General features: G+C 55.8%; 7 protein-coding genes and 1 riboswitch. Of the genes, 6 read left to right on the forward strand and 1 reads right to left on the reverse strand.

The features are described from left to right. Positions 1-51 precede the first annotated feature (51 nt). The 5 genes from H7849_RS16180 to H7849_RS16200 all read left to right on the forward strand — a co-directional run bounded on the left by H7849_RS16180 (position 52) and on the right by H7849_RS16200 (position 10,686). Positions 52-3,426, forward strand: coding sequence for a TonB-dependent receptor (locus tag H7849_RS16180; RefSeq protein ID WP_186740699.1), 3,375 nt, complete (start codon positions 52-54; stop codon positions 3,424-3,426). A gap of 69 nt (positions 3,427-3,495) precedes the next feature. After that, complete coding sequence (locus H7849_RS16185) at positions 3,496-5,352, forward strand: alpha-amylase family glycosyl hydrolase (protein ID WP_186740700.1); 1,857 nt, start codon at positions 3,496-3,498, stop codon at positions 5,350-5,352. Positions 5,353-5,483: 131 nt separating this feature from the next. Continuing rightward, positions 5,484-5,678: riboswitch (cobalamin riboswitch) on the forward strand. Between the two features lie 96 nt (positions 5,679-5,774). After that, positions 5,775-8,171, forward strand: coding sequence for a ribonucleoside-diphosphate reductase subunit alpha (locus tag H7849_RS16190; RefSeq protein WP_186740701.1), 2,397 nt, complete (start codon positions 5,775-5,777; stop codon positions 8,169-8,171). A gap of 20 nt (positions 8,172-8,191) precedes the next feature. Beyond that, entirely contained in the window at positions 8,192-9,214 is a 1,023-nt protein-coding gene (locus H7849_RS16195; protein WP_186740702.1) for a ribonucleotide-diphosphate reductase subunit beta, read from the forward strand. Between the two features lie 257 nt (positions 9,215-9,471). Then, positions 9,472-10,686, forward strand: a complete 1,215-nt coding sequence (locus H7849_RS16200; RefSeq protein ID WP_251106312.1) for an ROK family transcriptional regulator — start codon at positions 9,472-9,474, stop codon at positions 10,684-10,686. A 279-nt stretch (positions 10,687-10,965) separates the two neighbouring features. On the opposite strand, the gene H7849_RS16205 is transcribed toward H7849_RS16200, so the two are convergent. After that, positions 10,966-12,876, reverse strand: a complete 1,911-nt coding sequence (locus H7849_RS16205; protein WP_222439669.1) for an alpha/beta hydrolase family protein — start codon at positions 12,874-12,876, stop codon at positions 10,966-10,968. A 160-nt stretch (positions 12,877-13,036) separates the two neighbouring features. On the opposite strand from H7849_RS16205, the gene H7849_RS16210 reads away from it, so the two are divergent. Further along, positions 13,037-14,791 carry a CRTAC1 family protein gene (locus tag H7849_RS16210; RefSeq protein ID WP_251106313.1) on the forward strand — a complete coding sequence of 585 codons (1,755 nt, stop codon included), beginning with the start codon at positions 13,037-13,039 and terminating at the stop codon, positions 14,789-14,791. The last annotated feature ends 138 nt before the right edge of the window (positions 14,792-14,929 follow it).

Raw genomic sequence — 14,929 nt, forward strand, 5'->3', positions numbered from 1 at the left:
CGAAAACCTGAAAAAACTGAAGGTGCGGGCTTTCCCACTAGGAGGCACACAATGCTTAGAAGTTGGCTTGGAAGATTCTCGCAGCTCTTGTTCATTACTTCGTTAATGGCAGGCTCAGGATTTGCCCAAACAGATACGGCTCGCATCCAGGGAACGGTGACTGATCCCACAGGTGCGGTTGTTCCGAATGCTACGATTACCGTCACCAACACCGACCAAGGCAGATCTTTCGCGGCTACATCCGATGGGAGCGGTAATTTCACTGTCAGCGGACTTACCCGTGGCAACTACAGTATTAAGGTAGACGCATCCGGTTTTACGTCTATCGAACAGTCCATTTCGCTCGACGTTTCTCAGGTGAGGGCAATCGACCTAAAGCTCCAGCCAGGTGGAACAAGCCAGACCGTCACAGTCACCGACACGGCTTCGCTCATCGATCTTGCAAGCTCATCGACGGGCGAAGTGATCAAAGGGCGCCAAGTCACCCAACTCCCATTGAATGGACGAAATTTTACCGCGCTTGCGTTGCTCACTCCGGGTGTAACCCGCGGCAACTATAACGACCAGGCGAACGGTTCTGGTGGCAATGTGGAAACCTTCCGTTATAACGATTCAGGCGGCGCTGCTCTCTCCGTGAATGGACTGCGGCCCCAGTCGAACAATTTCATCCTCGACGGAACGGACAACAACGAGTCCCTCGTGAACACAATCGTATTCTTCACGCCAATCGACGCGACGGATGAATTCCGAGTCAATACCAGCGTCGCTCCGGCAGAGTTTGGCCGTGCAGGCGGAGCGATCGTCGAATCCTCAATCAAGTCGGGCACGAACCAGATTCACGGCTCAGCGTTCGATTTCCTCCGAAACTCTGAGTTTGACGCCAACCCGAACTATCAATTCCTCGGCGCAGGATTCTCGAAATTCCCTAACTTCATTCGCAATCAATTCGGCGGTAGCCTTGGCATGCCGATCCTTCGCAATAAGCTCTTCATCTTTGGCGACTACCAGGGGTTGCGTGAAAAGACCGGACTTGCCCCATCCTTCCAGACGGTTCCAACCGCGCGCATGCGCCAGGGCGACTTCAGCGAATTGCTGGCCCCCGGAAATCAGAACCTGACAACGGTTCCGCAATGCGCTGTGCCTGCAGGACAATCCTCGCCTGCGTCGACCGGTCAGATCTACGATCCCATCACCTGCCAGCCTTTCACCGGCAACATCATTCCACAGAATCGCTGGAATCAAGCCGCAGTCAACTATTTCAACGCATTTCCCGCGCCCACGAATCCGAATCTTATTCAAGGCAACTACGAAGCGATCCAGCAACAGATCACCTCGTTTAACGATTTCGATGTACGGCTCGACTTCACGCCGACGGCAAAGGATCAGTTCTTTGTTCGTTACAGCTATGGACAGGACAACTTCACCAAGTCATCGCTCTTCCCTAACCTGCCCGCAGGTTTTGCTACAGGGCAGAATCAGAGCCATCCACGCGCAGCCGTCGGCAGCTACACGCGCATCATCACACCGAACCTCCTGAATGAATTCCGCGTCGCGTATGTGCGTCCGGAGTTCGGCTATATTCCACCTTTCTTTGGCGACCCGGTATCGCAGAACCTTGGTATTGTAAACGCCAATCGAAATCAGCTCACCAGCGGCGGTGCGCTCATCGGCGACAACAACTCACAGCTTTCCTATACCGGTGACGGCGGTCCTTATCTGGTCAAGGAATACACGGCGCAGGGCCTGGATGCGGTGAGCTGGAACCATGGTGCGCATGCCTTCAAGTTTGGCGTGAACATCATCAATCGGCGTGTCAACTTCTTCCAGGGGAACGACTCGAAAGGCTTCTTCAACTTTGTCAGCGCTGGCAGCGGTGACCCGAACTGGACCGGGTATGACGTCTCTGAAGCTCTGGTTGGTTTCTCGAACTATTCTCTAGGAGCAAGCTCGGACTTCTTCGGCACCTATAACTGGGAGACCGGTTACTTTGCACAGGATGACTGGAAGGTCACGCGACGCCTGACACTGAACCTCGGACTGCGCTATGACCTCTACACCTATCCCTACACAGCGCATAACCAGCAGTCGACCTTCGATATTCTTACCGGTCAGCTTCTCGTCGCAGGGCAGAATGGCCAGTCTCGAAGCCAGGTAAACACGAATCACAACAACTTTGCCCCGCGCGTTGGATTTGCCTACGACCTGTTTGGCAACGGCAACAGCGTGCTGCGCGGCGGTTATGGAATCTTCTACTTCCTCGATCGCGGCGGCATCGGCAACCAGCTCAGCAATAATCCCGACTTCAACGGAACCGCCAGCTATAACGTCAATAACGGTTACCGTGTGACCTTTACCGGACAAGGACCGTCCGGCTCCAACGACAGCAGGTTGGCAACGGCTGCGCTTCCCGCCCCTGCCAGCACCGTAGACATCACCAATCCGCAGAACGTAAGTGTAATTGCGCAGCTGCCGAATAATCAGACTTCCACGATTCAACAATGGAACCTGCAATTGCAGCAGCAAATCGGTCAGTCAGCGTTCACGATGGCATATGTTGGAACTCGCGCCACACACCTGACAACAGCCTACAACCTGAACCAGCAGCCGCTCGGCTACTTAGGCTACGCCAACGGCTTCCGCCTCTATCCGGTGCTTGGCGGAGCCGCAACGGTGAACAACAACAGCGGTGTCTCCAGCTACAACGGTCTGCAGCTTCACTTCGAGCACCGTTTCACAAAAGGATTAACCACCACGGCCAGCTATACGTGGGCGCATACAACGGATGATTCGGTATCGCCGCTAGGGAATGAATCGAATCAGATATTCATCAACCCCGCAACGCACAGCGCCATGCTGAACCTGAACAAGGGCAACTCCTATCAGGATCAGCGCCACGTCTTCAACTTCAGCACGCTGTATGATCTGCCGTTCGGCAAGGGACACGAGTTCTTCAGCAATGTGTCGAGGCCGGTCAATTACGTAGTCGGCGGCTGGCAGATGAACATGATCGCACAGCTGAATACCGGCGTGCCGTTCGACGTCATTGATTCGCACAATGCGCCGACGGACTTCGCCGATCTGGTAGCGCCGGCTGTTATTACGCACAGCGTTACGCGATCCTACTTCAGCACATCCTCGTTCGCTGAGCCTGCTAACGTGAACGGGATCTACTCCAATCCCGGAACTGCGGGACGTGGCCTTCTGCATGGCCCCGGAACCAAGGTTGTGAACTTTGCGTTGCAGAAGAATATCCCGATCACGGAGCGCGTGAATACTGAGTTTCGTACTGAGGCCTTCAACATTTTCAATACGCCTCAATTCACAAATCCTGACGGCAACCTGAACGATCAGAATTTCGGTTTGATCTCGGGCCTGCAATACAATTCAGTGCGGCAGATCCAGTTCGCGCTGCGATTCACCTTCTAGCTGGCTGAATATTCATTCGCGCCACGACGGCTCCTCCGGCGTGGCGCTTTTTTCGAGGACGCCGATCTCATGAAGTTGAAAGTTTCTTTTCTGGCAGTTGCTGTCGCATTCCTGCTGAGCGCTTCACTTCCCCTCTGTGCCCAAAGCGCCAGACCCGCAATTGACAAGATCGATCCGCCAGACTGGTGGGCCGATATGCCATCGCCCATGCTGCTCATTCATGGCGAATACCTCTCTGGCGCCCGGATTTCGGTGGCTGGACATCAAGTTTCCATTCAAAAGACGCAAGTTTCCGACAATGGCCACTGGGCTTTTCTCTGGTTGAGCACCGCGAATGCTTCGCCGCAGACGATACACATCACAGCCGCAAATAGCGCAGGCAAAGCAGAAGCAGATTTCCAATTGCATTCACGCAGGCCGAAATCGGACGGCTTTCAGGGCTTCTCATCTGCAGATGTGATGTACCTGATCATGACGGATCGATTTGCGGATGGCGACTCATCGAACGACGAGTCGAGCGAAGAGCGTGCTAAAGTGCGCGGGTGGCATGGAGGCGATTTCAAAGGCATCGAACAACACATCGATTACCTGCAGTCGCTGGGTGTTACCACCGTGTGGACAACGCCGGTCTATAAGAACATTCCTTCGCCTCAGTCATATCACGGTTACAGCGCGACCGATATGTACGCAGTCGATCCACACTTCGGCACGCTTGCTGACTATCAGCATCTCGCCTCGTCTCTGCATCAGCACCGCATGAAGATCGTGCTTGATACGGTCCCGAATCACATAGGCCCTGCGCATCCCTGGGTCAAAGACCCGCCGCTGCCTGACTGGTTCCATGGAACGCTCGAACACCACACCGTAGCTAAAGGCGACTTCAAGTCGATTCCCGATCCGCATGCATCCTGGCGCGAGCGTCGCGACATCACCGAAGGATGGTTCGCCAATGTTCTGCCAGACCTCAATCAGGAAAATCCCATCGTGGCAAAATATCTGATTCAGAACGCTGTCTGGTGGATCGAAACGGCTGGCCTCGATGGCCTTCGCATCGACACATTTCCGTATGTGAACCGCGCGTTCTGGCAGCAGTTTCATGCGCAGTTGCGTGAACTCTACCCGAAGCTCACAACAGTCGGCGAAGTCTTCAATGGCGACCCGACAATCACCTCGTACTTCGCCGGAGGCGTCGAACACAATGGCATTGACACAGGACTCTACACGCCTTTCGACTTTCCTCTTTATTTCACACTACGTTCAGTGCTCGTCCATGGAGAGCCGATCACGAAACTCGAAGATATTCTCCGACAGGACCGGCTCTATCCGCACCCCGAGCGTCTTGTCACCTTCCTCGGCAATCACGACACCGCGCGCTTCCTGAGCGAACCCGGCGCTACACCTGCTGAATTGAAGATGGCATTCGGCCTGCTCGCAACGTTGCGCGGCATGCCCCAAATCTACGCTGGTGATGAAATCGCGATGCGAGGCGGTAACGACCCTGACAACCGCCATGATTTTCCCGGCGGGTTTCACGATGGTCAGCCAAACGCCTTTGAAGCCGCGAGCCGCAGCACTGAGCAACAGGAGATGTATAGCTTGGTAAGTACTTTGCTGCACCTCCGCACACAGCACAGCATATTGCAATCGGGCGAGCAGCAGGATGTACTGGATGAAGATCCTACCGCATTTGCTTTTGTCCGTGCTGAAGATATCTCACACGGTTGCGACGGCAAAGACCGCGTATTAGTGATAGCAAACAACGCGGATCAACTGCGCAATATCACTTTAAACACCGAAAATACTGCGCTCGCTGGTTGTTCGAATCTACGTCCACTGGCGGGCGTTGCGAATGTCGTGAGCGCGAACCACGATACCTTTGAACTCCACCTGGGAGCAAAAGAAGTGGCTTTCTATTCTGCTGATTAAGAATTCAGGTTCCACTCACATTCGGGCAATGTTGAGAAGAAAAATGCAGTATAAGTCTCGCAATGTGAGAGACCAGGATTTGCACAGGGACCACGAAATATTGCGGTTGACTCGTAGTCTAGCCCTTGATACGGTAGATTTCACTTCGCGGTGCCCGGTCCTCAAACCCGGGTGAAAAGGGAAGCCGGTGAAAGACCGGAACTGCCCCGCAGCGGTAAGCAGGAACAAACGCTCCAACAGCAAGCACTGGTTCAGCCGTGAACTGGGAAGCCGGAGCAAGTAGGCAGCCTGCAAGTCCGAAGACCTGCCACGAAGACATTCGCTACGCCTCCGAGGGGAGGTGAGGTGACAGTGGCTCCTGCTCCGGACTCGGAGTGCTGCTGTTTCTTCTTTTCCCTTCCAGAGGCCAGGGAGAGCAGCAGATGGCCACAGTTCAGACTCAAACCAGTCTTTCCGATATCGTGCCGGGTTTTCCTGTTCCCGATGTGACGCCGACGATGCATGTGCGCAAGCGCAATGGCGCGCTTGAGCCTGTCGACGTGAACAAGATTGTGCGCGCAGTGCAGCGTTGCGCGCATGGATTGGCTCATGTCGACGCTATCCGCGTTGCCAGCAAAACCATAGGCGGATTGTATGACGGAGCGACCACCCGCGAACTGGATGCGATGTCCATTGATACAGCCGCTTCGCTGATTGCAGAAGAGCCGCAGTACTCAAAGCTGGCGGCCCGCTTGCTGCTCGGAACGATTGTGAAGGAAGTTGCCGGACAGAACCTCCACTCCTTTTCGCAGTCCGTGGAGCACGGGTTCCGGGAAGGTGTAGTGAATGCGGCCACAGCCGAGTTTGTGCGCGTGCACGCTCGCAAACTCAACCATGCCATTGACGAACACTTCTCGGATAACTTCGAGTACTTCGGCCTGCGGACCGTGTATGACCGCTATCTGCTGCGCGATCCCCTCTCGCGCAAAGTAGTCGAGACGCCGCAACATTTCTTTCTGCGCGTCGCATGCGGATTGGCCGGCACGCCGAACGAAGCGATCGAGTTCTATCGCATGATCGCTTCGCATGACTACATGCCTAGCTCTCCGACGCTCTTCAATTCCGGGACAAAACATGCGCAGATGTCGTCGTGCTACCTGCACGATTCTCCACAGGATTCGCTGGAGTCGATCTACGACGCGTACAAGGATGTGGCCCTGCTGTCCAAGTTTTCAGGCGGCATCGGGCTCGCTTTCCATCGCGTGCGCTCGGAGGGGTCGCTGATTCGCGCCACGAACGGATTGTCGAACGGAATTGTGCCGTGGCTTCGGACTCTGGATAGCTCTGTTGCCGCGGTGAATCAGGGTGGCAAGCGCAAAGGAGCCTGCTGTGTGTATCTGGAGCCCTGGCACGCGGATATTGAGCAGTTTCTTGAGTTGCGCGAGAATACCGGCGATCTTTCACGCCGTACCTACAACCTGAATCTGGCGAACTGGATTCCAGACATCTTCATGCGTCGTGTCGACGAAGATGGCATCTGGTCCTTGTTCGATCCAAAGACAGTTTCACATCTACCCGACGCGTTTGGCAGCGAGTTTGATGCGGCATACGAAAAGGCAGAAGAAGAAATGCTCTTCACGCGACAGGTAAGGGCGCGCGATCTCTATGCGCGCATGATGCGCTGCCTGGCCGAGACCGGGAATGGTTGGATGACATTCAAGGATGCGTGCAACCTGAAGTGCAACCAGACAGGCAAGCCCGGCAACGTCGTTCATCTCTCCAACCTGTGCACGGAGATCACAGAAGTGACGTCGCGCGAGGAGACCGCCGTCTGCAATCTTGGCTCCATCAACCTGGCGCGCCACGTTGCAGACGGCACATTCGATTTCGACAAGCTCGCGAGAACGGTAAAGATTGCGGTGCCAATGCTGGACCGTGTCATCGACATCAACTACTACCCCGTTCCGCAGGCAGCAAACGCAAATGCACGGTGGAGGCCCGTCGGTCTCGGTGTTATGGGCTTGCAGGATGTCTTCTTTCAACTGAAGCTTCCGTTTGATTCAGCGGAAGCGCAGTATTTGTCGGCGCGAATTCAGGAGGAGATCTACTACTACGCGCTCTCGGCATCGTGCGAACTTGCAGAACAGTTCGGCCCGCATCCGTCATTCAGCGAAACGCGCCATGCAGAAGGCAAGTGTCAGTTTGATCTCTGGAATGTGAAGCCGTCTCATGAAGCTCGATGGGATGCGCTGCGCGAGCGAATCAAGAAGCATGGAGTGCGGAATTCGCTGCTGATCGCAATTGCTCCCACGGCTACAATCGCCTCCATCGTAGGCTGCTACGAATGCATCGAACCGCAGATTTCGAATGTCTTCAAGCGCGAAACCCTTTCCGGCGAATTTCTCCAAATCAATCGCTACCTCGTAGCGGAGTTGAAAGACCGCAGCCTGTGGAACGAGGAGATTCGCACTCGCCTGAAACTGGCCGAAGGTTCCGTGCAACAGCTGGCGGAACTCCCCGCCGATCTGAAGCAGGTCTACCGCACCGTATGGGAAATTCCGATGCGCGGACTCATCGACATGGCGCGCTCTCGCAACGCGTACATCGATCAGAGCCAATCACTCAATCTCTTCATGGAGTCGCCGAACATCGGCAAACTCAGCTCCATGTACATGTACGCTTGGAAGAGCGGATTGAAGACGACCTACTACCTGCGCTCACGACCCGCAACGCGCATTGCAAAAACCACTGTCACGGCAAACGCGGACGCCAATGTGTCGCCAGCGTCCTCCGTAGCCTGCTCGCTTGAGAATCCAGGCTCGTGCGAAGCCTGCCAGTAAGCCATTAAAGGAGATTACGAATGTCCTCTGTTCAAGCGCCTGATACCATCCTCGATCCCGGCCTCTGCCTGACACTGAGGCCCATGCGTTACCCCGTCTTCTTCGACATGTTCCGCGACGGAATCAAAAATACGTGGACTGTCGAAGAAGTCGACTTCCAGACCGATCTCGTAGACCTGAAGCAGCGGCTCAGCCCTGCCGAAGTACACCTGATTCAACGGCTGGTAGCTTTCTTTGCCACGGGTGATTCAATTGTTTCCAACAACCTCGTGCTGAATCTGTACAAGCACGTTAACTCGCCAGAAGCCCGATTGTATCTTTCGCGGCAATTATTTGAAGAAGCCGTCCATGTGCAGTTCTATCTGACACTGCTGGACAATTATGTGCCTGACCCGGATGAGCGAGCCGCAGCGTTTGCCGCAGTTGAAAACATCCCTTCGATTGCAAAGAAGGCCAACTTCTGCATGAAGTGGATGGATTCGATTCAGGAACTCGACCAACTCACGACACAGCAGCATCGCAAGCAGTTCTTGCTAAATCTGATCTGCTTTGCAGCCTGTATTGAGGGACTGTTCTTCTTCGCTGCATTCGCTTATGTGTACTTCCTGCGGTCAAAAGGCTTGCTGCATGGGCTGGCGGCAGGCACGAACTGGGTCTTTCGTGATGAGAGTTGCCATCTGGAGTTTGCGTTTGAAGTCGTAAACGTCGTCCGCAGTCAGGAACCGGACCTGTGGGATGAGCAACTGGAACGCGACATTGTGCAGATGCTGCGTGAAGCAGTCGATGCGGAGACTCAATTCGCAGAGGATCTCTTAAGCGGCGGCGTGGGTGGGCTCTCCGTGCGCGAGATGCGTCAATACTTGGGCTACGTTGCCGACTCCAGGCTGCAGCGCCTCGGCATTGCTCCCGCATTTCACACAAAGAATCCGTTCTCGTTCATGGATCTTCAGGATGTGCAGGAATTGACCAATTTCTTTGAGCGCCGCGTTTCCGCCTATCAAACTGCTGTTCAAGGAGAAGTAGCTTTCCACGAAGATTTCTAGTCGAGACAAGACAGCATCTCACGCCATGTACATGGCTCACGCGCCTGGACAGCGACCGGCGCTGCATCGATCCGCGCGAAAGCATAACCAATCAAAAGCAGAAGATCCATGCATAATCCCTTTGGTTGGAGATGACAACTAATATATAAACAATCAGTTGACCGTTCTGCTGTCTTGGATGAAGCCGGGAGAAATCACTTTGTTCTCAGATCGGAGAAATCGCATACATAAAATGGTGGGACGGAGACAAGCAACACTTGGGAAATGATTTGAGCAATCCGGGGCCATCCGCGAAGGCCGTACGCCGAGTAGACCTGAATGCCATCGAGTTAGCCTCCAGCGAAACTGCGCGCCGTATCAATCGAGAAATCATCCTGCAACTGATCCACTCGAGCCAACCGATCTCAAGGGCTGATCTGGCAAGGCTCTCCGGATTGCAGCGCAGCACTGTCTCTCAGATCATCGAACAACTCATTCAGGAACGCTGGATACGCGAAGGCGCCGTAGCTCAGTCGCCACGCGGACGCCGTCCAACGATGCTGCTTCTGAATGATGAACTGGTGGTCCTGGCCGCCGACATTCATCCGCGCCAGGTCACCGTCGCCATGATCGATCTGACCGGTCGCCTCCTTTCGCGGTCTACGCTGCCGCTCGGCTCTGATCCCGCCAGATCCGTCGCCGGCATCATCGATTGCATGAAGCGAATCAGGGATAGCCATCCCAGGAAATCCCTGGAAGGCATCGGCATCAGCGTTCCCGGACGCGTCGATACGGAATCGCAGTTGTTGATCTTTGCGCCAAACCTGCACTGGCCGAAATACGACATCAAGGGAGCCGTCGAGCGCGGCATGGAACTTCCCACTGAGATGGAAAACGCCGCCACTGCCTGCCTCATGTCTGAACTGTGGTTTGGACGAATGGATGGCGTCCGCGATGCAGTGTTGATCACCGTTTCCGAAGGAATCGGCGGAGGAATCCTCGCAAATGGACAACTCGTAACCGGCCAGAACGGCATGGCCGGCGAATTCGGCCACATCGCCATTGATCCCTCGGGCCCCCGCTGCGCCTGCACACAAAACGGCTGCTGGGAGGTTTTCGGATCTTGCAACGCCGGTCTGCGCTACTACTATCAGTCGGATCCAAAGGCGAAGCGCATCACGTTTCAAGAACTCCTCAACTTCGCGGAAGAGGGAAACGCGCATGCTGTCGCAGCTCTGGCAAAACAGGCCAAATACATCGGTCAAGGTTTGCGAATGGTCACCGCTGCCCTTTCGCCCGAATTAGTCCTCATCGCGGGAGATATCACTTCCGCCTGGCACCGCTTTTCACCCATCATTGAAGCCGAGTTGGAGAAGTCCACCTTGAAAGGAGAGCCGCCACGCCTTCTCGCCACGCATGAAGGCGACGTTGCGCGGCTTCGCGGTGCGGCCGCTCTCCTCCTCCAGCGCCACTCCATTCGCAGCAACGAATGAAACGCGATCTGTGAGCGCGTTATTCCAAAGCTCCTCAGCAACGCGTTGGGATGTCTTCGCATTCGAGACGGATTCGTCCCTGGCCACAGGCCCGGGCTGGGATAACGTCACTGGATTGGGCACGCCGAGTGGCATGCCCTTCATCAATCAAGTATTGAAAGCAATCAAGTAAATTCACGAATGCAGCATCTCGGCGGGTCGCTCCTTCCAGCGACCCGTCTTTTCTCGATGCCGATTTCCTTCTCCAGAATCACCCACCGCATCTACGTGAAGAGTGGCTCAATGCCCCTGACTCAGCTCTTGTGCAACCGTCAACCCACCCGCGCGCAAAATCCCCGGCACATTAAAATGCTCCAGATAGTCCGCGTCGGATGTCAACTTGGGAACATTCTCCAAATGCAATGAAACCGGAACATCGCTGACTGCAGCTGCGAATGTAGCCCACAACGCGGCATCCCCGGTGACAAACAGTTCTACATTTTGATCGCCCCTGCTCGCATAAACAATCGCCGTGACAACATCCTGAACGCGAGCCGCATCATCGCTCACATTGAAAGTCAAAAACTTCGGATACCCAGCAGCAGCATCGGCACGCTCCTCATCATCCGCATCCTCGGCCAGCTTCGGGGTAGGTCCGTTCGAAATGTCGCCAACACGCGGAGCCTTTGCCGCCCCACTCTGAAACACATCAAGCAACAGAACAGCCCGGCCCTCTTTGTGCAGTCGCCTGACCACGTCACTATCCAGAGCAGCCGCCGAACCTCTCGGATCGATTACGATTGCGGGCGCGCCACTCCCCTCGATCCAGATCCCAGGCACGCGATCCCCCTTCCCCGCGCGTCCAAGAACGATCGAGCGGCCATCGCGATCAGCGATGACCTGCCGTGGCACCTCCACCGCAAGCGTCTGCCTGAGCCGCTCGCGAAGAAAAGCGCGATCCTGAAGCTCCCCATTTTCAAGCTTTTTGTTCTGAACCTCCGATCGTTCCCGCCAGAGCCGAAACACACTGTCCAGGTCGAGCGCATTCGCCGGCAGCGTGCGATTCGACAGCGCCATCATGTCCTGCAGCGGAGGCACATCAATGTCGTGCTCAATCAGTTCCCCGCTTTCGCTTATACCTTGATTCTGCTTGGCAAAAAAGCGATAGACGGCCTCGCGGCTGGGCCTGTTGAAGTTGTGCGGAGCATCCATCTGAACAACTGCCACCTGATCGCCCTTGCCGTAGAGGTCGTAAATCCTTCGAATCGCGGGATACTCTTCCTGCGGAACATTGCGCGTCCAATCACCCGTCGCAGAAACCAGCAGCATCGGCTTCGGCGCAAATATGGCGGCAATCTCAACATTGCTTGTATTGATGCGCAATCCCGGAGCATTCTCACACAAGTCGCCGCCCTGCATGATCGCCGACACCATATTGACCGGCGCGGCAAACTGCACGCGATCATCCACAGCCGCCAGCAGAAAGGCCTGCGTCCCACCGCCGGATGCACCTGTTATCCCCAGCCGCCCCGCGTCAACATCGTCAAGCGAAGCAAGAAAATCAAGCGACCGGATCGAATTCCACAACTGCAATCCCAGCGGACCAAACGACCACAACCGCTGCTCTGCGCTGCCGAATCGATGAGGCAATTGAATCGTGTCGGTATAGCCAACCATGTCGTAGGCAAAAACCACGTATCCCTGCCGTGCGAGGCTGATGCCGAGAGAAGGCCCGGAGTAAAGCGGCTGATTTTCCAGCCGCCCATACGGCCAGTGCCCATGAGGATTGAGAACACCCGGGTGCTTCGCCTTCCCGTTGCGCGGGCGATACAGATTGCCGCCCAGATAAAAGCCGGGCAGCGTCTCAATCAGCACCTTCTCGATCGTGTAATCCTTTCGCTCAATCTTCCCGAACACTTGTGCATTGAGCGGAGTCTTCTCCGGCATCGGCGACAGCCCTGCGGAAACCAGAATCTGATTCCGCAAAAACACTCTGCGCTGCTCCCACGCTTTCAAACTGGTGAATTCGGGCAGCGGCAAGTGCGTGTCGACCGTCGTGATGTTGGCGTTACGAGCATCCTCCGCGGGTACATGTTCTGCAGATTGCTGCGCGAGCACAGGTGAAGCGCAACCGCACATCGCAGCAAGAACAACAGCGATTCCGACACAATCGCGCAATCCCTTAATGGCAGAATCGCTCGCGTTTTCCATCACGAATCCTTCCCGTGTCCCTAAACACAGCATTCCCGGCCCTCATCACGTTACAATGAACTTCGCCCACTCAAACAGCAGGATTTTTCAGGTGCCCATCGAACCAAGCCCCATCGCATCCGCGGAATTTTCCAGAACAACACAATCCAGGCAGCCCTTCTTGAGCGCAGCGCGTCAGGCCTCAGCGTGCCTTTTGCTTGTAGTCCAGGCCTTCGCACAGGCACACAGCCCGGCCTCGCCTCCGCCCGCCGGAGTCAAATCACGCGTTTGCAAAGACCGCCCCATCCCGCAGCTTGTCGATGTCACCCGGAAGTCCGGCATCAACTTCAAACACTTGTCCGCGCCGGAAAAGAAATACATCGTCGAATCGATGAGCGGCGGCGTCATCATCATCGACTACGATCGCGACGGCTGGCCCGACATTTATTTCACCAACGCGCCCACCGTCGACATGGCGCTCAAAGGAGAAAAAGCCCGCAGCGCACTCTATCACAACAACCACGACGGCACCTTCACCGACGTAACCGACAAAGCCGGCATCGCCACACCCTGCTTCGCCATGGGCGGAGCCGTCGGCGACTACAACAACGACGGCTGGCCCGACATCTACGTCACCTGCCTTGGCGGCAATGTTCTCTATAAGAACAACGGCAACGGCACCTTTACCGACGTAACCAAAGAAGCAGGCGTAGCCGACGGCCGCTGGTCTACCGGAGCCGCCTTCGGCGATTATGACGGCGACGGATTTGTAGACCTGATGGTTACAAATTACGTCGATTTCAAGCTCTCCGACCTGCCCGAATTTGGCAGCAAGCCCACCTGCAAATATCGCGGCATCGACGTGCAGTGCGGACCGCGCGGACTCAAAGGCGCAGGCGACGCGCTCTACCACAACAACGGTAACGGCACCTTCACCGACGTCTCGAAGACCGCAGGGGTCAGCGATCCCGACGGCTACTACGGCCTCGGCGTCGTCTGGTCTGACTTCAACAACACCGGACGACCCGACATCTATGTTGCCAACGACTCCACGCCCAACTATCTCTACAAGAACGACGGCAACGGCAAGTTCACCGACATCGGCCTCGAATCCGGCACCGCCGTCAGCAATGATGGCTCCGAACAAGGCTCCATGGGCGTCGCCATCGGCGACTACAACCACACCGGGCGCTTCTCCATCTACGTAACCAACTTTGCCGACGAAAATAGCGCCCTCTATGAGAACCTCGGCAACTACGACTTCCGCGAAGCTTCCTACGATGCCGGCGTCGGCCTGCCTGTGCTTCCATGGATCAAGTGGGGTGACGCCTTCGTCGATCTGGACAATGACGGTTGGGAAGACCTTATCGCCGTCAATGGCCAGGTCTACCCGCAGGTCGACTCGCTGCCCTCCGGCGCGCGCTACCATCAGCCCAAAAATCTCTTCATGAATGAACGCAATGGCAGCTTCTGCGACGCCAGCAATCAGGCCGGCCCCGCACTCATCGAGCCACGCGTCAGCCGCGGCCTCGCCGTCGCCGATCTTGACAACGACGGCAACGTCGACATCGTTATCTCCGACATCGACGGCTCACCCATGATCCTCCACAACAACGGCGTTCCAGGCACGCACTGGGTCAGCTTCGAACTCGCCGGAACGAAAAGCAATCGTCTCGCCCTCGGCGCTCGCGTCACCATCACCGCCGGAGGCATGACGCAAACCGACGAAGTCCGCAGCGGCGGCAGTTACATCTCTCAAAGCGACCTTCGCCTCCACTTCGGTCTAGCCAAAGCCGCGAAAGTCGATTCCGTCGAAATCCGCTGGCCCTCCGGCGGCGTCGAAAAGCTCACCAACCTCGCCGCCGATCATTTCTATGCCGTCCGCGAAGGTTCCGGCCTCGTTTCCCGGGAAAATCTGTTTAACCAACTGAAATGATTTCACAGGTGAAAATCACGAGGTTTAACTAGTTGCAATCATTAAACATCTGCAATTCAGACAAGGCTTCGAGGCCATCACAGAGCAAATTTGGTTTTATGAGTAAGCGACGATTCTCAGCGCTCTTTTGACCCCACT

It is taken from the genome of Alloacidobacterium dinghuense (genome assembly GCF_014274465.1).
GTDB lineage: Bacteria > Acidobacteriota > Terriglobia > Terriglobales > Acidobacteriaceae > Alloacidobacterium > Alloacidobacterium dinghuense.